This window comes from Stenotrophomonas sp. SORGH_AS_0321, from assembly GCF_031453215.1.
GTDB lineage: Bacteria > Pseudomonadota > Gammaproteobacteria > Xanthomonadales > Xanthomonadaceae > Stenotrophomonas > Stenotrophomonas chelatiphaga.
In genome coordinates, this window is sequence record NZ_JAVIZG010000001.1 from 1,494,298 (window position 1) to 1,514,025 (window position 19,728).

At 64.7% G+C, this 19,728-nt stretch carries 15 protein-coding genes and 2 tRNA genes; all 17 read left to right on the plus strand.

The window, feature by feature from the left end:
• Positions 1–28: 28 nt before the first annotated feature.
• The 17 genes from nuoE (at position 29) to truB (ending at position 19,676) form a co-directional block, all read left to right on the plus strand.
• Positions 29–556, plus strand: coding sequence for an NADH-quinone oxidoreductase subunit NuoE (gene nuoE, locus QE373_RS06455; RefSeq protein ID WP_042614963.1), 528 nt, complete (start codon positions 29–31; stop codon positions 554–556).
• A 3-nt stretch (positions 557–559) separates the two neighbouring features.
• Entirely contained in the window at positions 560–1,900 is a 1,341-nt protein-coding gene (gene nuoF, locus QE373_RS06460) for an NADH-quinone oxidoreductase subunit NuoF (protein WP_309684838.1), read from the plus strand.
• A complete protein-coding gene (gene nuoG / locus QE373_RS06465) occupies positions 1,897–4,131 on the plus strand; it encodes an NADH-quinone oxidoreductase subunit NuoG (protein WP_309684841.1) in 2,235 nt (744 codons plus the stop codon). The genes nuoF and nuoG overlap by 4 nt, the downstream gene beginning before the upstream one ends.
• Positions 4,128–5,222 (plus strand): NADH-quinone oxidoreductase subunit NuoH, encoded by a 1,095-nt coding sequence (nuoH, locus tag QE373_RS06470; RefSeq protein ID WP_123699667.1) that lies wholly within the window; start codon positions 4,128–4,130, stop codon positions 5,220–5,222. Before nuoG ends, nuoH begins: the two co-directional genes overlap by 4 nt.
• Positions 5,223–5,226: 4 nt before the next feature.
• On the plus strand, positions 5,227–5,715 hold the full coding sequence (nuoI, locus tag QE373_RS06475; protein WP_042614967.1) for an NADH-quinone oxidoreductase subunit NuoI: 489 nt from the start codon (positions 5,227–5,229) through the stop codon (positions 5,713–5,715).
• Between the two features lie 9 nt (positions 5,716–5,724).
• Positions 5,725–6,396 (plus strand): NADH-quinone oxidoreductase subunit J, encoded by a 672-nt coding sequence (locus tag QE373_RS06480; protein WP_057508455.1) that lies wholly within the window; start codon positions 5,725–5,727, stop codon positions 6,394–6,396.
• Positions 6,393–6,698 carry an NADH-quinone oxidoreductase subunit NuoK gene (gene nuoK, locus QE373_RS06485; protein WP_042614969.1) on the plus strand — a complete coding sequence of 102 codons (306 nt, stop codon included), beginning with the start codon at positions 6,393–6,395 and terminating at the stop codon, positions 6,696–6,698. The genes QE373_RS06480 and nuoK overlap by 4 nt, the downstream gene beginning before the upstream one ends.
• 7 nt (positions 6,699–6,705) lie before the next feature.
• Entirely contained in the window at positions 6,706–8,907 is a 2,202-nt protein-coding gene (nuoL, locus tag QE373_RS06490) for an NADH-quinone oxidoreductase subunit L (RefSeq protein WP_309684849.1), read from the plus strand.
• A gap of 23 nt (positions 8,908–8,930) precedes the next feature.
• The gene (locus QE373_RS06495) at positions 8,931–10,439 is read left to right on the plus strand and encodes an NADH-quinone oxidoreductase subunit M (protein ID WP_057508457.1); all 1,509 of its coding nucleotides are present in this window, start codon (positions 8,931–8,933) and stop codon (positions 10,437–10,439) included.
• A gap of 36 nt (positions 10,440–10,475) precedes the next feature.
• On the plus strand, positions 10,476–11,936 hold the full coding sequence (nuoN, locus tag QE373_RS06500; RefSeq protein ID WP_057508458.1) for an NADH-quinone oxidoreductase subunit NuoN: 1,461 nt from the start codon (positions 10,476–10,478) through the stop codon (positions 11,934–11,936).
• 122 nt (positions 11,937–12,058) lie between these two features.
• Positions 12,059–12,135 (plus strand) — tRNA-Met (locus QE373_RS06505).
• An 806-nt stretch (positions 12,136–12,941) separates the two neighbouring features.
• Positions 12,942–13,018 (plus strand) — tRNA-Met (locus tag QE373_RS06510).
• A 333-nt stretch (positions 13,019–13,351) separates the two neighbouring features.
• On the plus strand, positions 13,352–13,936 hold the full coding sequence (gene rimP / locus QE373_RS06515; RefSeq protein WP_042613003.1) for a ribosome maturation factor RimP: 585 nt from the start codon (positions 13,352–13,354) through the stop codon (positions 13,934–13,936).
• A 4-nt stretch (positions 13,937–13,940) separates the two neighbouring features.
• Positions 13,941–15,452, plus strand: coding sequence for a transcription termination factor NusA (nusA, locus tag QE373_RS06520; RefSeq protein ID WP_042613002.1), 1,512 nt, complete (start codon positions 13,941–13,943; stop codon positions 15,450–15,452).
• Positions 15,453–15,544: 92 nt separating this feature from the next.
• Positions 15,545–18,193, plus strand: a complete 2,649-nt coding sequence (gene infB, locus QE373_RS06525; RefSeq protein ID WP_057507954.1) for a translation initiation factor IF-2 — start codon at positions 15,545–15,547, stop codon at positions 18,191–18,193.
• Positions 18,194–18,282: 89 nt separating this feature from the next.
• Positions 18,283–18,666 carry a 30S ribosome-binding factor RbfA gene (rbfA, locus tag QE373_RS06530; protein WP_123699669.1) on the plus strand — a complete coding sequence of 128 codons (384 nt, stop codon included), beginning with the start codon at positions 18,283–18,285 and terminating at the stop codon, positions 18,664–18,666.
• A 98-nt stretch (positions 18,667–18,764) separates the two neighbouring features.
• Positions 18,765–19,676: a tRNA pseudouridine(55) synthase TruB gene (gene truB / locus QE373_RS06535; RefSeq protein ID WP_309684860.1), complete on the plus strand. Its 912-nt coding sequence runs from the start codon at positions 18,765–18,767 to the stop codon at positions 19,674–19,676.
• Positions 19,677–19,728 lie beyond the last annotated feature (52 nt).

Genomic DNA, 19,728 nt, shown 5'->3' on the forward strand with positions numbered 1-19,728 from the left:
AAGACATGCATTTCGCTGAGGTCGGCCGATGAAGGCGACAGGTAATTTCGAGGCGGCGCGCGACGTCGATCCGATGGTGGTGCTGAGCGACAAGACCCGTGCTCACATCGATCACTGGCTGTCCAAGTTCCCGCCGGACCGCAAGCGCTCGGCCGTGCTGCAGGGCCTGCACGCCGCGCAGGAACAGAACGCAGGCTGGCTGACCGACGAGCTGATCGCCGGCGTGGCCAAGTACCTGGACCTGCCGCCGGTGTGGGCCTACGAGGTCGCCAGCTTCTACTCGATGTTCGAGCTGGAAAAGGTCGGCCGCCACAACGTGGCGTTCTGCACCAACATCAGCTGCTGGTTGAACGGTGCCGAAGACCTGGTCGCGCACGCCGAGAAGAAGCTCGGTTGCCGCACCGGCCAGTCCACCGCGGACGGTCGTATCTACCTCAAGCGCGAAGAAGAGTGCCTGGCCGGTTGCGCCGGTGCACCGATGATGGTCATCAACGGCCATTACCACGAGCGCCTGACCGTCGAGAAAGTCGACGAGCTGCTGGACGGGTTGGAGTAAGCCATGGCACATCATCACGCACCCAGTGGTCCGGTCGGTCCCGCACCGTTGCCGCACCAGGTGGTCTACACCACCCTGCATTACGACACTCCGTGGTCGTATGAAAGCTACCTCAAGACCGGTGGCTATGCCGCCCTGCGCAAGATCCTCGAAGAGAAGATCTCGCCGGAGCAGGTCATCGAGATGGTCAAGCAGTCCAACCTGCGCGGCCGTGGCGGCGCCGGTTTCCCGACCGGCCTGAAGTGGTCCTTCATGCCCAAGGGCACGATGCAGAAGTACATCCTGTGCAATTCGGATGAATCCGAGCCGGGTACCTGCAAGGACCGCGACATCCTGCGTTACAACCCGCATTCGGTGGTGGAAGGCATGGCGATCGCCTGCTACGCCACCGGCAGCACCGTGGGCTACAACTACCTGCGCGGCGAGTTCCACCACGAGCCGTTCGAGAACTTCGAACAGGCCCTGGCCGACGCGTACGCCAACGGCTGGCTGGGCAAGGACATCCTCGGCAGCGGCGTGGACATCGACATCTACGGTGCGCTGGGCGCCGGCGCCTACATCTGCGGCGAAGAAACCGCGCTGATGGAATCGCTGGAAGGCAAGAAGGGCCAGCCGCGCTACAAGCCGCCGTTCCCGGCGAACTTCGGTCTGTACGGCAAGCCCAGCACCATCAACAACACCGAGACCTATGCCTCGGTGCCGGCGATCATCCGCAATGGACCGGAATGGTTCCAGGGCCTGTCGCTGACCAAGAACGGCGGTCCGAAGATCTTCTCGGTGTCCGGCTGCGTGCAGCAGGGCGGCAACTTCGAAGTGCCGCTGGGCACCACCTTCGACGACCTGCTGGAAATGGCCGGTGGCCTGAAGCCGGGCCGCACGCTGAAGGGCGCCGTCCCGGGCGGCGTGTCGATGCCGGTGCTGAAGGCCGAAGAGCTGAAGGGCCTGCCGATGGACTACGACACCCTGCGTGCCCTCGGCACCGGGCTGGGGTCGGGCGCCATCGTGGTGCTGGACGACAGCGTGTGCTGCGTCAAGTTCGCCTGCCGCATCAGCCAGTTCTTCCACAAGGAATCCTGTGGCCAGTGCACCCCGTGCCGTGAAGGTACCGGCTGGATGCACCGGGTGCTGGAGCGCATCGTCGCCGGCAAGGCCACGATGGAAGACCTGCACCAGTTGAAGGCCGTGGCCGGCCAGATCGAAGGCCACACCATCTGTGCGTTCGGTGAAGCGGCGGCATGGCCCATCCAGGGGTTCCTGCGCCAGTTCTGGGACGAATTCGAGTACTACATCGTCAACGGTCATTCGATGGTTGACGGCAAGAAGGTGGAGGCTGCTGCCGCATGAGCGCGCAACCCGTAAGTCCCAACGTGCCACCGGACCACGTCACCGTCGAAATCGACGGCCAGTCGCTGGTCGTGCCGAAGGGCTCGATGATCATCCAGGCCGCCGACAAGGCCGGCATCCCGATCCCGCGCTTCTGCTACCACGAGAAGCTGCCGATCGCCGCCAACTGCCGCATGTGCCTGGTGGACGTGGAGAAGTCGCCGAAGCCGGCGCCTGCCTGCGCGACCCCGGTGATGGATGGCATGAAGGTCGCCACCCGCAGCGAAAAGGCACTCAAGTTCCAGCGTTCGGTGATGGAGTTCCTGCTCATCAACCATCCGCTGGACTGCCCGGTCTGCGACCAGGGCGGCGAGTGCGAACTGCAGGACGTGTCGCTCGGCTATGGCCGTTCGGTCAGCCGCTTCAACGAGCGCAAGCGCGTGGTGGTGGACGAGGACATGGGGCCGCTGGTGGCCACCGAAATGACCCGCTGCATCCAGTGCACCCGCTGTGTCCGCTTCACCGCCGACGTGGCCGGCACCTATGAACTGGGTGGCATGTACCGCGGCGAGAACCTGCAGATCGGTACCTACGACGGCAAGCCGTTGACCACCGAACTGTCCGGCAACGTGGTCGATGTCTGCCCGGTCGGCGCGCTGACCAACAAGGTGTTCCAGTTCCGCGCCCGTCCGTGGGAACTGACCGCGCGCGAATCGCTGGGTTACCACGATGCGATGGGCTCGAACCTGTTCCTGCACGTGCGTCGCGGCGAAGTGCTGCGCACCGTGCCGCGCGACAACGAGCTGGTCAACGAATGCTGGCTGTCCGATCGTGACCGCTACTCGCACCAGGGCCTGTACAGCGAAGACCGTGCGGTCAAGCCGCTGCGCAAGGTCAATGGCGAGTGGAAGGAAGTGAGTTGGGCCGAAGGCCTGGCCGCTGCCGCCGACATCCTCAAGGCCAACCAGGGCGACGCGCTGGGCGTGCTGGTGCACCCGTCGACCTCGAACGAGGAGGGCGCACTGCTGGCCCGCCTGGCGTCGGGCCTGGGTTCGACCCACATCGACCACCGCATCAACAACCGCGACTTCTCCGACGCGGCGACCGCCGAAGTGTTCGGGCTGCCGCTGGCCGAAATCGAAGGCGCCGACCAGATCGTGGTGCTGGGCAGCAACATCCGCCATGAACTTCCGCTGCTGCATGCCCGCCTGCGCAAGGCGCAGACCAGCAACGGCGCGAAGATCCACGTGGTCAACCCGGTCGACTTCGACTTCGCCTTCAGCATCGCCAGCAAGCAGATCGTCGCTTCGTCGACCTTCGCCGGCGCGCTGGAAAACGCAGACCTGCGTTCGGCGGTGCAGGGCGGTCGCAACACCGTGCTGATCGTCGGTGGCATCGCCGAAAACCACCCGCAGGCCGCCGCGATCCGCGCCGCTGCGCGTGACTTCGCCGCTGCAACCGGTGCCAAGCTGTGCCGTATCCCGCAGGGCGCCAATGCCATCGGCCTGACCCGCGCCGGCGTGCTGCCGGCCGGCAAGGACGTGGCCGGCATGCTGGCCCAGCCGCGCCAGGCCTACGTGGTCTACGGCCTGGAGCCGGGCCTGGATTTCGCCGACGCCCCCGCCGCCCGCAAGGCGCTGGCCGGTGCCCAGGTGGTGGCCTTCAGCCAGTTCGCCTGCGCTTCGACCCGCGATGTCGCCGATGTGATCCTGCCGATCGGCGCGCTGCCGGAAATCGACGCCACGCTGACCAATCTCGATGGTCGCTCGCAGTCGGCCCGTGCCGGCGGCAAGCTGCCGGGTGAGGCCCGCGAAGGCTGGCGCGTGCTGCGTGCCCTGGGTGGCGAAATGGCGCTGGCCGGTTTCGAGTTCACCGACCTGGCCGGCCTGCGCGCCAGTCTGGCGCCGGTGAGCGTGACCGTTGCTGCCTCGGCGGCTGCTGCCGTTGCCAGCGAAGGCCTGGAAGTGGCTTCGACCGCTGCGATCTACCGCACCGACGCGGTGGTCCGCCGTGCACCGGCGCTGCAGTCGCATCCGCTCAACACGGCCCCGCGCATCGTGCTCAATGCCGAAGACGCCGCCCGCCTGCAGCTGCAGGAAGGCCAGATGGCCAAGGTCGGCACCGATGCCGGCCGCGCCACGCTGCCGGTGGTGGTCGACGCCCGCGTCGCCGCGGGTTCGGTCTGGATTGAATCGGGCCACGGTGCAACCGCACCGCTGGGCGCCGCACGCGTAACGGTGGTGGCTGCATGAACGAATTGCTGTTGAACGCAGTGGACCCGCTGCACCAGTGGCTGCTTGGCCTTGGTGAAATCGGCGCCCTGCTGTGGATCATCCTGAAGATCCTGGTGATCACCATGCCGGTGATCATCTCGGTGGCCTTCTACGTGGTCTGGGAGCGCAAGCTGATCGGCTGGATGCACGTGCGCCACGGCCCGATGTACGTGGGCATGGGCATCTTCCAGGCCTTCGCCGACGTCTTCAAGCTGCTGTTCAAGGAAGTACTGCAGCCGGCCAACGCTCACAAGGTGCTGTTCCTGCTGGCGCCGTTGATCACCCTGGCACCGGCCTTCGCGGCCTGGTCGGTGGTGCCCTTCGACGCCCAGCTGGTGCTGTCCAATGCCAATGCCGGCCTGTTGTACCTGCTGGCGATGACCTCGCTGGGTGTGTACGGCATCATCCTGGCCGGCTGGGCATCCAACTCGAAGTACGCCTTCCTGGGTGCGATGCGCGCCTCGGCGCAGATGATCAGCTACGAAATCGCGATGGGCTTTGCCCTGGTCGGTGTGATGATCGCCTCGGGCAGCCTGAACCTGACCGGCATCGTGATGGCGCAGGCCGGTAATTCCGGCTTCTTCGACTGGTTCCTGCTGCCGCTGTTCCCGCTGTTCGTCGTGTACTGGGTGTCCGGCGTGGCCGAAACCAACCGCGCGCCGTTCGACGTGGTGGAAGGCGAATCGGAAATCGTCGCCGGCCACATGGTGGAATACTCGGGCGGTGCCTTCGCGCTGTTCTTCCTGGCCGAATACGCGAACATGATCCTGATCAGCTTCCTGATCTCGATCTTCTTCCTCGGTGGCTGGTTGAGCCCGATCCAGGGCTGGGTGAATCCGGGCGAGATCTCGCCGTTCATCGACTGGATCTGGAACGGTGGCTGGCCGTGGCTGTTCGTCAAGGTCTTCTTCTTCGCCAGCGCCTACATCTGGTTCCGTGCCAGCTTCCCGCGCTTCCGCTATGACCAGATCATGCGACTGGGCTGGAAGGTCTTCATCCCGCTCACCATCTTCTGGATCGCGGTTACCGCCGTGATGGTGTTCTTCGGCGTGATTCAAAAGGGTGTCTAACGTAATGAACAGGATTACCCATTACTTCAAGAGCCTGTTGCTGCTGGAGCTGTTGGCCGGTCTGTGGCTGACGCTGAAGTACAGCTTCAAGCCGAAGTACACCATGATGTACCCGATGGAAAAGTTCCCGCAGTCCCCGCGCTTCCGCGGCCTGCACGCCCTGCGCCGTTACCCCAACGGTGAAGAGCGCTGCATCGCCTGCAAGCTGTGCGAGGCGGTCTGCCCGGCACTGGCCATCACCATCGATTCGGCCAAGCGCGAGGACGGCACCCGCCGTACCACGCGTTACGACATCGATCTGTTCAAGTGCATCTTCTGTGGCTTCTGCGAAGAAAGCTGCCCGGTGGACTCGATCGTCGAGACCCACATCCTCGAGTACCACTTCGAGAATCGTGGCGAAAACATCGTTACCAAGCCGCAGCTGCTGGCCCTGGGTGATCGGCTTGAAACCGAAATCGCCGAGCGCCGTGCCGCCGACGCCGCTTACCGCTGAGGTCGAGACATGGATTGGGTAAATATCGCTTTCTGGGTTTTCGCCATCGCAGCCGGTGTTTCGGCCGCGGCGGTGATCAGTGCGCGCAGCCCGGTCAACGCCGTGCTCTGCCTGGTGCTGACCTTCTTCTCCGTGGCCTGCATCTGGATCCTGGTCGGCGCTGAGTTCCTCGGCGTGGCCCTGGTGCTGGTGTATGTCGGCGCGGTGATGGTGCTGTTCCTGTTCGTGGTGATGATGCTGGACATCGACACCGACAACCTGCGCGAAGGCTGGGTGCGTTACCTGCCGGTCGGACTGGTCGTCGCGGTGGTGATGCTGGTGCAGATCGTCACCCTGATCGGCGTGCGGGGCAGGGCGGTCAACCCGTTCCCGGCCGACAACGCCGCCGCGCTGGCTGCCGACACCTCCAACATCACCTGGCTGGCGCGCAGCCTGTTCACCGAGTACCTGCTGCCGTTCGAGTTCGCCGCGGTCATCCTGACCGTCGCGGTGGTCGCTGCAGTCATGCTGACCCTGCGTCACCGCACCGGCCTGAAGACGCAGAATCCGGGCGAGCAGACCATGGTCAAGTCGCGTGACCGCCTGACGGTGGTCAAGATGAACGCCGAACAGCCGTTCGTGCACAGCAACACCAAGGCCGCCGTCGATGTGCCGGCCGCCGGCGAGGAGACCAAGCCATGATCACGTTGGGCCACATCCTGGCGCTGGGCGCGGTGCTGTTCTGCATCAGCCTGGCCGGCATCTTCCTCAACCGGAAGAACGTCATCGTCCTGCTGATGTCCATCGAACTGATGCTGCTGTCGGTGAACATCAATTTCGTCGGGTTCTCGCGCGAACTGGGTGACACGGCCGGACAGCTGTTCGTGTTCTTCATCCTGACCGTCGCCGCTGCCGAGGCCGCCATCGGCCTGGCGATCCTGGTGACCCTGTTCCGTACACGTCGAACGATCAATGTCGGCGAAGTCGATTCGTTGAAGGGCTGATTAACAGATGGAAATCACACTCGCCAAGAGTCTGTTGATCGCAGTGGTGCTTGCACCGCTGTTCGGCAGCATCATCGCCGGCCTGTTCGGTCGTCAGGTCGGGCGCCTCGGCGCGCAGACCATCACCATCCTCGGCGTGGCAGTCAGCTGCGCCCTGTCGATGTACACCTTCTACCAGCTGCTGTGGGGCGGCGCGCAGCCGTTCAACGAAAACCTGTACACCTTCTTCGAAGTGGGCCAGTACTCGGCACACGTCGGCTTCATGGTCGACAAACTGACCGCAATGATGATGGTGGTGGTGACCTTCGTGTCGCTGCTGGTGCACGTCTACACCATCGGCTACATGGAAGAAGACCCGGGTTACCAGCGCTTCTTCAGCTACATCTCGCTGTTCACCTTCTCCATGCTCACGCTGGTGATGAGCAACAACTTCCTGCAGCTGTTCTTCGGCTGGGAAGCGGTGGGCCTGGTGTCCTACCTGCTGATCGGTTTCTGGTTCAAGCGCCCGACCGCGATCTTCGCCAACATGAAGGCCTTCCTGGTCAACCGTGTCGGTGACTTCGGCTTCCTGCTGGGCATCGGCGGCGTGTTGTGGGTGTTCGGCACCCTGGACTACGCCACCGTGTTCGCCAAGATCATGGATCCGGAACTGGCCAACGGCGCCATCCAGGTGTGGTCCGGTTCGATCGACCTGTTTGGCCTGCACATCGGCGTGCTGGAACAGCCGGTGGTCTGGGCCAGCGCCACGGTTATCTGCATCTGCCTGTTCATCGGTGCGATGGGCAAGTCCGCCCAGGTGCCGCTGCACGTCTGGCTGCCGGACTCGATGGAAGGCCCGACCCCGATCTCGGCGCTGATCCACGCCGCGACCATGGTCACCGCCGGCATCTTCATGGTGACCCGCATGTCGCCGCTGTTCGAGCTGTCGCCGACCGCGCTGAACTTCGTGCTGTTCATCGGTGCCACCACCGCGTTCTTCACCGGCCTGATCGGTATCGTGCAGAACGACATCAAGCGCGTCGTCGCGTACTCCACGCTGTCCCAGCTGGGCTACATGACCGTCGCGCTGGGCGTCTCGGCGTATTCGGCCGCGGTGTTCCACCTGATGACCCACGCCTTCTTCAAGGCGCTGCTGTTCCTCGGCGCGGGCTCGGTGATCATCGCCATGCACCACGAGCAGGACATGCGCAAGATGGGCGGCCTGCGCAAGTACATGCCGATCACCTTCATCACCATGTGGATCGGTACGCTGGCCCTGGTCGGCACCCCGTTCTTCTCCGGCTTCTACTCGAAGGACACCATCATCGAGGCGGCCGAGATCCACGCGCACATGTCCAGCAGCTGGGTCGCAACCTATGCTTACTGGGCCGTGCTCGGTGGCGTGCTGGTGACCAGCTTCTACAGCTTCCGCCTGCTGTTCATGACCTTCCACGGCAAGGAACGCTTCCGCGACGTGGCGCATGGCTACCACGGCCATGGCCACGATGCGCATGCGCATGACGACCATGCCCATGCCGCCGATGCGCACCACGCCGATGCGCATGCCGGCCACGACGACCACGGCCATGGCCATGGTCCGCATGAGCCGCATGAAACCCCGTGGGTGGTGACGCTGCCGCTGATCCTGCTGGCGATCCCGTCGATCATCATCGGTTTCTTCAGCATCGGTCCGATGCTGCATGGCACCGACTGGGCAGGTCATCACGCGCATGAAGGCGTCAAGGGCCAGGCCACCAACTTCTTCACCGGCATCGTGGACTTCTACGATCCGGCCAAGAACACCGTGGGCTTCCTGAGCGAGCACTTCCATGGTCCGGTGCAGTTCGCGCTGCACGGCATGACCCTGCCGCCGTTCTTCCTGACCGTGGCCGGCTTCCTGCTCGCGGTGATCTTCTACCTGTGGAAGCCGGACCTGTCGGGCCGCGCGCGCAGGACCTTTGCGCCGGTCGTTTCGGTGCTGGAAAACAAGTACGGCATGGACAAGCTGTGGATCGACGGCTTTGCCGGCGGCAGCGTCAAGCTGGGCAGGGTGGCACGCTGGCTCGACACCAACATCGTCGACGGCACCGTCAACCTGGTCGCACGTGGGGCGGACGTGGCAGCCAATGTGCTGCGTCGTACCCAATCCGGTTTCCTCTATCACTACGCCTTCGCGATGATCATCGGCCTGATTGCCCTTCTGGGCCTGCTGATGCATTACCTGCGTTGATGACCTGTACGGAATAAGAAAACGTGTCGAACTGGCCCCTACTTAGTGTCCTCATCTGGCTGCCGATCATCGGTGGCGCCCTGGTCCTTGCCATCCGTGATGCGCAGACCGCCCGCTGGGCGTCGCTGGGTGTCGCGCTGCTGACCTTCGCCCTGAGCATCCCGCTGCTCACCGGTTACGACCCGGGCATCGACGCGCTGCAGTTCGTCGAAACCCGCGCCTGGATCCCGGCCTACGACATCGGTTACAACCTGGGCGTGGACGGCATCGCCATCGCGCTGATCGCCCTGACCACGCTGGTCAGCGTGCTCGCGCTGATCGGCGCCTGGAGCGCCATCGACAAGCGCGTGAACCAGTACGTGGCGGCCTTCCTGATCCTGGAAGGCGTCACCGTCGGCATCTTCGCTGCCACCGACGCGATGCTGTTCTACGTGTTCTTCGAAGCGATGCTGATCCCGATGTTCCTGATCATCGGTGTGTGGGGCGGCCCGCGCCGCATCTACGCCGCGCTGAAGTTCTTCCTGTACACCTTCCTCGGCTCGGTGCTGATGCTGGTGGCCCTGGTCTACCTGTACCTGAAGGGCGGCAGCTTCCAGCTGGCCGACCTGTACGCGCTGCAACTGACCGCCACCGAGCAGACCTGGATCTTCTTCGCCTTCCTGATCGCCTTCGCGGTCAAGGTGCCGATGTTCCCGGTGCACACCTGGCTGCCGGACGCCCACGTGGAAGCCCCGACCGCCGGTTCGGTGATCCTGGCCGCCATCGCCCTGAAGATCGGTGGCTACGGCTTCCTGCGCTTCAACCTGCCGATCGTCCCGGACGCGTCGCAGGAATGGGCGTGGCTGGTGATCGCGCTGTCGCTGATCGCGGTGATCTACGTCGGCCTGGTCGCGCTGGTGCAGGACGACATGAAGAAGCTGATCGCCTATTCGTCGATCGCACACATGGGCTTCGTCACCCTGGGTACCTTCATTGCCCTGTGGCTGGTGCGTGAGGCCGGCAATGCCGACGCCGCCCGTCTGGGCCTGCAGGGTGCGATGGTGCAGATGATCTCGCACGGCTTCGTGTCCGGTGCGATGTTCTCCTGCGTGGGCGTGCTGTACGACCGCATGCACAGCCGCCGCATCGCCGATTACGGCGGCGTGGTCAACGTGATGCCGTGGTTCGCCACCTTCGCGATGCTGTTCTTCATGGCCAACGCCGGCCTGCCGGGTACCTCCGGTTTCGCAGGCGAGTTCATGGTCATCATGGCCGCCTTCCAGCGTAATCCGTGGATCGCACTGGGCGCTGCCACCACCCTGATCATCGGCGCCGCCTACACGCTGTGGCTGTACAAGCGCATCTTCTTCGGTGAAGTGGCCAACGCCCACGTCGCCGAACTGAAGGACATCAACGGCCGCGAGTGGCTGGTGCTGGGCGTGTTCGCCATTGGCGTACTGGCCCTGGGCATCTACCCCAAGCCGCTGACCGACCTGATGGAGCCGTCGATCGCCAAGCTGGCGATGCAGATTGCTTCCAGCAAATTGCTCTGATCGGCCTGCCGAGCGAACTGATTCCAGGATTTGATAATGACCACCTCGCCGTTGCTGCCACTGACCGCTGCTGACCTGCCCCCGCTCGCTCCCGAGCTGGTGCTGGTCGCGAGCGCCTTCGCCCTGATGATCCTCGATCTGTTCGTCAGCAAGCAGAACAAGCTGATCACCCATCTGTTCTCGCTCGCCGCACTGGCGGTGGTGCTGGTCATGCTGGCCACCGGCACGGGCGGGCAGGGGGAGGTCTTCCACGGCATGTTCGTGCGTGACACCGCTGCCGACGTGATGAAGGTGGTGATCGTGCTGTGCAGCGGGCTGAGCCTGGTGTACGGCTGGAGCTACCTGCGCGAACGCGACCTGTTCCAGGGCGAGATCCCGGTGCTGGTGCTGTTCGCCACCGCCGGCATGATGATCCTGGTGTCCGCCGGCAGCCTGCTGATGGTCTACCTGGGCCTGGAACTGCTGGCGCTGTGCTCCTACGCCCTGGTCGCCAGCAACCGTGACAACGGCCTGGCGTCGGAAGCGGCGATGAAGTACATCGTGCTGGGTTCGCTGGCCTCCGGCCTGCTGCTGTATGGCATGTCGCTGATCTACGGCGCGACCGGTTCGCTGCACCTGGACGTGATCAACGCGGCCATCCCGCAGTCGGAAGAGCGCATGCTGCTTCTGACGGGCGCGGTGTTCATGATTGCCGGCGTGGCCTTCAAACTCGGTGCTGCCCCGTTCCACATGTGGCTGCCGGACGTGTACCAGGGCGCACCGGCACCGGTTGCGCTGTTCATCAGCTCGGCCCCGAAGCTGGCCGCGTTCGGCATGGCCTACCGCCTGCTGGAAGTCGGCGTGGGTCCGCTGTCGGATGAGTGGAAGATCCTGATCGGTGGCCTGGCCGCGCTGTCGCTGGTGATCGGCAACCTGATGGCGATCGCCCAGCACAACCTGAAGCGCATGCTGGCCTTCTCCACGGTTTCGCACATCGGCTTCCTGCTGATGGGCATCGCCGGTGGTGGCCAGCAGGGCTATTCGGCTGCGCTGTTCTACGCGCTGAGCTACGCGATCATGTCGACCGCCGGCTTCGGCGCGATCATCGCGATGTCGCGCAATGGCTTCGAAGCCGAGAACATCAACGACTACAAGGGCCTGAATGCCCGTAATCCGTGGATGGCGGCGCTGATCCTGTGCATCATGGCGTCGATGGCGGGCATTCCGCCGTTCCTGGGCTTCTGGACCAAGCTGGCTGTGCTGGGCGCGGCGGTCAACGGCGGCATGCTGTGGCTGGCGATCCTGGGCGTGCTGTGCGCGGTGATCGGTGCGTTCTACTACCTGCGCGTGATCAAGGTCATGTACTTCGATGAGCCGGTGGGCGAGCCCCTGCCGCGTAACAACGACCGCGTGCTGGGTGTGGTGCTGGGCGTGAACGCGCTGGCGCTGCTGGCCCTGGGCCTGGCGTGGAACCCGATCATGGTGTGGTGCCAGCAGGCATTTGCACATATTTCCTGAAAAACGATACAAAGCTGCGCAATTAGTGTAATATTCGTTTCCTGAGTTGTGACTGCAGCGGTTCTGCCAGAACATCGTTGCAAGAGGCGTCCCTCGCGGGGCAGCAATTCAACCACTTCTGATGCGGGGTGGAGCAGTCTGGCAGCTCGTCGGGCTCATAACCCGAAGGTCGCAGGTTCAAATCCTGCCCCCGCTACCAAGACGAACAAGCGACTCCGGAAACGGGGTCGCTTTTTTCGTTATGGGGGTTGGGTGCGCTGGCCGCGCAGGCAGAATCGAAAGCAACGGCAACGGCAACGGCAACGGCAACGGCAACGGCAACGGCAACGGCAAAAGCTGCAGGGCTGCTGGTTGGGCGGGACGGGGTGGGTTGGCGGGAATCGCCGTGAATACGTCCGTGTAGGCTCGCCATCCGCATCCATGCGGATGAGCGGTCCCGCCAACCCACCCCGTCCCACCTTCGACAGATCCCTGGCGGCGTTGGTAGCGCCGACCCGTGGTCGGCGGATCCGGGAAGGGAAGGGTGGGGGAACCACGGGGTCAGAGTCCTTTCGCTACGCGAAAGGACTCTGACCCCTGCCGTCGAACCCACGCAGTGCCACCTCCGACAGGTTCATGGCGGCCTGGTAGCGCCGACCCATGGTCGGCGGATCTGGGAAGGGAAGGGTGGGGGAACCACGGGGTCAGAGTCCTTTCGCTACGCGAAAGGACTCTGACCCCTGCCTTTGATTTTTTATTTTCATTGCGCGGGTGGCGGACAACGGAATCTGCGAGGGGGGCGGGCGGGGAGGCTATGCGGGGCCTTGAGCCGCAGGAGCGGCGAAGAGCTACAGGGATGTACTTGCGCGTGCCCCGCATAGCCTCCCCGCCCGGCCCACCCCAAGCAGCCAGCTCAATGGCAGCCACCCGCGAGGGGGGTCTCACCCGTTCGCCCACCCGGCTCAGCACGAAAAGTCGAACAGGGCTTGCGCAGCGCAGCAGAATGCTGCATAATTCCGCTTCTGGTGCGGGGTGGAGCAGTCTGGCAGCTCGTCGGGCTCATAACCCGAAGGTCGCAGGTTCAAATCCTGCCCCCGCTACCAACTAGGCATCAGACGAGAGCGATTCCGGAAACGGAGTCGCTTTTCTCGTTTCAGGGCACGCGACGCCGCGCGCAGCTTGCACCAACGCGGTGCAAGGTCTATCATCAGCGGGCTGGCGGTATATCTGATGGTTGGCTCTGCATGGAGCGCACCCATCCCGCCACCGGCTTCGACCAGAAGCTGGGCTTCGCAGGGGGATCGCGTCAGCGCGCCCTGCGGCCGGAATCCAATGACCGGATTTCACCGGACAAAGGGCCCAGCGGGCCCTTTTGCATTTCCGGAACGGGCCCACCGCGGTCCGGATCTCTTCCACATTCAACAACAAGGCAGGCTGTGAGCGACAAGGCAACCGAAATCGCGAATCTGCTCGGCCCCACCGTCGATGCGCTGGGCCTGGAGCTGCTGGGCGTCGAATATCTGCCCGCACCCGGCGGTGCCACGCTGCGTCTGTACATCGACGTGCTGATCGCCGAGCAGGACGAGCGCACCATCAACGTCGAGGACTGCGAGCGCGTCAGTCGCGAAGTGTCCGCACAGATGGACGTCGAAGACCCGATCAGCGGCAATTACACGCTGGAAGTGTCTTCGCCGGGCGTTGATCGCCCGCTGTTCAACCTGGCCCAGTTCGGCCAGCACCTGGGGCAGAACGCCAAGGTGCAGTTGAAGCTGCCGCAGGACAATCGTCGCCGCCTGCAGGGCCGGATCGATTCGGTCGATGCGGAGCAGGGCACGATCAGCTTCACCGTCGACAAGACCACCCTGGTGGTGTCGGCTGACAACATCGACAAGGCACGCATCATGCCCGACTGGGTGGCGCTGGGGCTGGCCCCGAGCAAGCCGACCGGTCCGGCCAAGCGTCCGAAGCCGACCAAAAATCCATCCAACGAGCCTGCGGCCAAGAAGCCGCGCGCGGAGTGAGCCAATGAGCAAGGAACTTCTGCTGGTAGTCGACGCGGTCGCCAATGAAAAAGGCGTGCCGCGTGAAGTGATCTTCGACGCGATCGAGGCCGCCCTGGCTTCGGCGGCGAAGAAGCGCTACCCCGACGAGGAAGTGCTGGCGCGCGTGGTCATCGACCACAAGGACGGCACCTACCAGACCTTCCGCCGCTGGGAAGTGGTGGCCGACGACGTGGTCATGGAGTCCCCGGACCGCCAGATCCGCCTGATGGACGCCATCGACGAAGCCGAAGGCGTCGACGTGGGTGACTACGTCGAAGAACAGATCGAAAACCCGGACTTCGGCCGCATCGCCGCCCAGGCCGCCAAGCAGGTCATCGTGCAGCGTGTGCGCGAAGCCGAGCGCCAGCAGGTCGTCGATGCCTGGAAGGATCGCGTGGGCGAACTGATCACCGGTGTGGTCAAGCGCGCCGAGCGCGGCAACATCTTCGTCGACCTGGGCGGCAACGCCGAGGGCTTCATCCCGAAGGACAAGGGCATTCCGCGCGACGTGCTGCGTGCCGGTGACCGCGTGCGCGGCTACCTGGCCGAAGTGCGCTCCGAACCGCGTGGCCCGCAGCTGTTCATCAGCCGCGCCGCGCCGGAGTTCATGATCGAGCTGTTCAAGCTGGAAGTGCCGGAAGTCGGCCAGGGCTTGGTGGAAATCATGGCCTGCGCACGTGATCCGGGCGACCGCGCCAAGATCGCCGTGCTGGCCCACGACACCCGTACCGATCCGATCGGCGCGTGTATCGGCATGCGCGGTTCGCGCGTGCAGGCCGTGTCCAACGAGCTCAATGGCGAGCGCGTGGACATCGTGCTGTGGAACGAGAACCCGGCCAACTTCGTCATCAACGCGATGGCGCCGGCCGAAGTGCAGTCGATCATCGTCGATGAAGACAAGCACTCGATGGACCTGGCGGTCGCCGAAGACCGCCTGGCCCAGGCGATCGGCAAGGGCGGCCAGAACGTGCGCCTGGCCAGCCGACTGACCGGTTGGCAGCTGAACGTGATGACCCAGGACCAGGTCACTGCCAAGTCCGAAGCCGAGCAGACCTCGGCCCGCCAGCTGTTCATGGACAAGCTGGAAGTGGACGAGGAAATCGCCGGCATCCTGGTCAGCGAAGGCTTCGGTACCGTCGAAGAAATCGCTTATGTACCCGTCGGCGAACTGCTGGCGGTGGAAGGCTTCGACGAAGACATCGTCGAAGAACTGCGCGCACGTGCCCGTGACGCGCTGCTCAACGAGGCGCTGGCCGTTGAAGAAGGCCTGGAAGACGGCGTTCCTGCCGACGACCTGCTGGCCCTGGAAGGCATGGACGAGGTTACCGCCTACGCCCTGGCCAGCCATGGCGTGCGCACCGGTGAGGACCTGTCGGACCTGGCTGCCGACGAGGTGGTTGAATTCGGCATCGAGGGGTTGGACCAGGAGCGCGCCGCGGCGCTGATCCTGTCTGCCCGCGCCGAGGAGATCGCCCGACTGGAACGCGGCGAATGAGCCGGCAATGAACAGGGCCCTGAGCCGATCAGGGCGTAGAATCCGCGCTACCTCCACAAACGGGGGGGCGCCCTCAAGATCATAGGATCCGAATGTCGCAGCAAACCACCATCCGCAAGCTTGCCGAACTGGTCAATACACCGGTTGAAAAACTGCTGGAACAGCTGGCGGGTGCCGGCATGAAGTTCAGCGGTCCCGAACAGGTCGTGACCAGCACCGAGAAGGTGAAGCTCCTGGGCTTCCTTCGTCGTGCCCACGGCAAGCCCGAGCAGGCCGTCGAAGAAGCCACCGAGGCTTCCAAGAAGATCACCCTGAACCGCCGCAAGCACCAGGAAGTGACGGTGAACGCGGGTCGCAGCAAGACCACCGTGAACGTGGAAGTGCGCCAGAAGCGCACCTACGACAAGGCGGCCGCGCGCATGACCCCGGATGAGGAGCGCGCCGACATCCTGCGCAAGCTGGAGGAATCCCGCCAGCGCAATCTTGATGAACAGGCAGCGTTGGCGGAGAAGGACCGCCTGCGCGATGAAGCCATCGTGCGCAAGCGCGAGGAAGAAGTTGCCGCCAAGGAACGCGCCGAGGCCGAGAAGAAGGCCGCTGAAGAAGCCGCCATCGCCGCCAAGGCCGCCGAAGCCGCTGCTGCCAGCCGTCCGGCTGCCGCGCGTCCGGCTGCCGATGCCGCGCCGGCCGCAGCGCGTGCCGCGCGTCCGCCGGCCGGTGGCCCGTCCGCGCCGCCGCGTGGCGCCGCTCCGCCGCGTTCGGATGACCGCAACAACCGCAGTCCGGCCCGTACCGACCGTCCGGGTGGCGATCGTTTCGCCGGCCAGATGCACCTGTCCGCCGCCGACCGTGCGCGCCGTGGCAACAGCAACAACAACAACAACCGTGGCCGTCCGGGCAGCCGTCCGCAGCCGGGTCGTCGCGACAGCCGCGGCAGCCAGAACAGTGGTCCGCACGCCTTCGAGCGGCCGACGGCGCCGGTCGTGCGTGAAGTGGCGATCGGCGACAGCATCACCGTCGCCGACCTGGCCGCCAAGCTGGCCCTGAAGGGCGGCGAAGTGGTCAAGGCGCTGTTCAAGATGGGCGTCATGGCGACCATCACCATGAGCATCGACCACGACACCGCGGCACTGGTGACCGAAGAGCTCGGCCACGTCGTGGTCCGCGCTGGCAATGACGATGTCGAAGAGGCACTGCTGGCCGCTACCGGTGAAGAGCGCGGCGAAGCCGTCTCGCGTCCGCCGGTGGTCACCATCATGGGCCACGTCGACCACGGCAAGACCTCGCTGCTGGATTACATCCGCCGCACCAAGGTCGCCACCGGCGAAGCGGGTGGCATCACCCAGCACATCGGTGCGTACCACGTGGAAACGCCGAAGGGCGTGATCAGCTTCCTGGATACCCCGGGCCATGCTGCCTTCACCTCGATGCGTGCCCGCGGCGCCAAGCTGACCGATATCGTGGTGCTGGTGGTGGCTGCCGATGACGGCGTCATGCCGCAGACCAAGGAAGCGATCCAGCACGCGCGTTCGGCGAACGTGCCGCTGATCGTGGCGATCAACAAGATCGACAAGTCCGGTGCCGACCCGATGCGCGTGAAGAACGAACTGCTCACCGAGCAGGTCGTCTCCGAAGACTTCGGTGGTGACATCCAGATGGTCGAAATCTCGGCCAAGGCCGGTCTCGGCATCGACGACCTGCTGGAAGCCATTTCCGTGCAGGCCGAACTGCTGGAACTGAAGGCCGTGGCCGACGGCCGCGCCAGCGGCGTGGTCATCGAATCCTCGCTGGACAAGGGCCGTGGCCCGGTCGCGACGGTGCTGGTGCAGCAGGGTTCGCTGAAGAAGGGCGACTACCTGGTGTGCGGCATCCAGTACGGCCGCGTGCGTGCGCTGTTCGACGAAACCGGCAAGCAGCCGGACCAGGCCGGTCCGTCGATTCCGGTGCAGGTGCTGGGTCTGTCCGGCGTGCCGGAAGCAGGCGATGATTTCGTGGTGGTCGAAGACGAGCGTCTGGCCAAGGACGTGGCGCAGCAGCGCGAAACCAAGCGCCGTGAATCGCGCCTGGTGCAGTCTGCCGGCAGCCGCATGGAAGACATCATGGCCACGCTCGGCAAGGGCGAGGGCCAGCAGGTCCTCAACCTGGTCATCAAGGCCGACGTGCAGGGTTCGGTGCAGGCGCTCAGCCAGGCGCTGGTCGGTCTGTCCAACGACGACATCCGCATCAACGTGATCCACTCCGGCGTGGGCGGCATCACCGAATCGGACGCCAACTCGGCGGTCGCTTCGAAGGCCACCGTGATCGGCTTCAACGTGCGTGCGGATGCTTCGGCCCGTCGCATCATTGAATCCAACGGCGTGGACCTGCGTTACTTCTCGATCATTTATGACGTGATCGACCAGGTGAAGCAGGTGGCTTCCGGTCTGCTGGGCGTGGAGATCCGCGAAGAGATCATCGGTATCGCCGATGTCCGCGACGTCTTCCGCAGCTCGAAGTTCGGCGCTGTCGCCGGCTGCATGATCGTGGAAGGCATCGTCAAGCGGAACAAGCCGATCCGCGTGCTCCGCGACAGCGTCGTGGTGTTCGAGGGCGAGCTGGAATCGCTGCGTCGCTTCAAGGAAAACGTCGACGAAGTCCGCAATGGTACCGAGTGCGGTATCGGCGTGAAGGCGTACAACGACGTCAAGCCGGGTGACCAGATCGAGTGCTTCGAGCGTATCGAAGTGCCGCGCACCCTGTAAGGCTGCAAGGGACCGGGCCGAAAGGCCCGGTCCTGCTTCAATGCATCACCGTGTACCGTGTCACCCCCCAAATAAAAGAGCCCTGCCGCGTGCCCAAGACTTTCCATCGAACCGACCGTGTTTCCGCCCAGATCCGCCGCGAACTTGGCACCCTGGTGCACAACGCCGTGCGCGAACACGGGCTGCCCTCGGTCAGCGTGTCCGATGTGGAAATCACCCGCGACATGTCCCATGCCAAGATCTTCGTGACCGCGCTGATGGCCGAGCGCTCCGAAGAAGCGATGAAGGGCCTGAAGGAACTGGCCTGGCACCTGCGCATGGAGCTGGCGCGTGCGATGAAGCTGCGCCATGTGCCCGAGCTGCATTTCCATTACGACGATTCGGTCGATCGCGGTGAGCGCATCGACAACCTGCTGCGTGAACTGCCCGACACCGTCGCGGCGGAAAAGAAGCGCGAAAGCGACGAAGAATGATCCCCGCGCGGCGCTGAGCCTTGCTCGGTGACTGCGCAGCCGTTCCCGGATCATGACCGCCGAGCGTGGCTCGGCGCTACCGAAGTTGGCGTTCCCCGATGAAACCCCGCATTCAATTCCGTCGCCTGGACGGCATCCTGCTGCTCGACAAGCCCAGCGGCATGAGCTCCAACGCGGCCCTGCAGGTCGCCCGTCGCCTGTTCCGTGCTGAAAAGGGCGGCCACACCGGTAGCCTGGATCCGCTGGCCACCGGCCTGCTGCCGCTGTGTTTCGGCGAGGCCACCAAGATCGCCGGGCTGCTGCTCGGCTCGGCAAAGGCCTACGACGCGGACGTCGTGCTTGGCCAGACCACTGACACCGATGATGCCGAAGGCCAGGTGCTGCTGCAGCGCCCGGTACCGCAGATCAGTGCCGACACGCTGCAGGCCGCGCTTGCCGCGCTGACTGGCCATATCCGCCAGCGTGCCCCGATCTATTCGGCGCTCAAGCAGGGCGGTGAACCGCTGTATGTGAAGGCGCGTCGCGGCGATGCCATCGAAGCACCCGAGCGCGAGGTGGAAGTGCGCTCCATCGAGGTACTGGAGCAGCAGCCGGATCGCCTGCGGCTGCGCGTGACCTGTGGGTCCGGCACGTATATCCGCAGCATCGCCCGCGACCTCGGCGAGGCGCTGGGCTGCGGTGCGCACATCAGTGCATTGCGCCGCCTGTGGGTGGAGCCGTTCGCTGAACCGGCGATGGTCACCCTCGACCAGCTGCGCAGCCTGGCCGATTCCGGTGATGAAACCGGCATGGATGCCCTGTTGCTGCCGCTTTCGGCCGGTCTGGTGGACTATCCCCGGGTCGACCTGGATGAACAGCAGGCGGCACGCTTCTGCCTCGGCCAGCGCCAGCGCGATACCCGCTGGCCGCAAGGCCTGGTGGTGGTGCATGGCGCCGACGGCGCGGCCTGCGGGCTGGGGCAGGTTGATGAAAGCGGCCTGCTGGCGTCCCAGCGACGCTTCAATCTGTGACATTGCCCGGGGCCATTCAGTCCCGGACCTTGTTCCGGGAGGGCGCTCCCGT

Coding starts and splice junctions, on each gene's coding strand:
- nuoH (WP_123699667.1), top strand. CDS start 4,128: ATGAACGAATTGCTGTTGAACGCAGTGGACCCGCTGCACCAGTGGCTG.
- nuoG (WP_309684841.1), top strand. CDS start 1,897: ATGAGCGCGCAACCCGTAAGTCCCAACGTGCCACCGGACCACGTCACC.
- nuoK (WP_042614969.1), top strand. CDS start 6,393: ATGATCACGTTGGGCCACATCCTGGCGCTGGGCGCGGTGCTGTTCTGC.
- nusA (WP_042613002.1), top strand. CDS start 13,941: ATGAGCAAGGAACTTCTGCTGGTAGTCGACGCGGTCGCCAATGAAAAA.
- QE373_RS06480 (WP_057508455.1), top strand. CDS start 5,725: ATGGATTGGGTAAATATCGCTTTCTGGGTTTTCGCCATCGCAGCCGGT.
- truB (WP_309684860.1), top strand. CDS start 18,765: ATGAAACCCCGCATTCAATTCCGTCGCCTGGACGGCATCCTGCTGCTC.
- nuoI (WP_042614967.1), top strand. CDS start 5,227: ATGAACAGGATTACCCATTACTTCAAGAGCCTGTTGCTGCTGGAGCTG.
- nuoL (WP_309684849.1), top strand. CDS start 6,706: ATGGAAATCACACTCGCCAAGAGTCTGTTGATCGCAGTGGTGCTTGCA.
- nuoF (WP_309684838.1), top strand. CDS start 560: ATGGCACATCATCACGCACCCAGTGGTCCGGTCGGTCCCGCACCGTTG.
- infB (WP_057507954.1), top strand. CDS start 15,545: ATGTCGCAGCAAACCACCATCCGCAAGCTTGCCGAACTGGTCAATACA.
- nuoN (WP_057508458.1), top strand. CDS start 10,476: ATGACCACCTCGCCGTTGCTGCCACTGACCGCTGCTGACCTGCCCCCG.
- nuoE (WP_042614963.1), top strand. CDS start 29: ATGAAGGCGACAGGTAATTTCGAGGCGGCGCGCGACGTCGATCCGATG.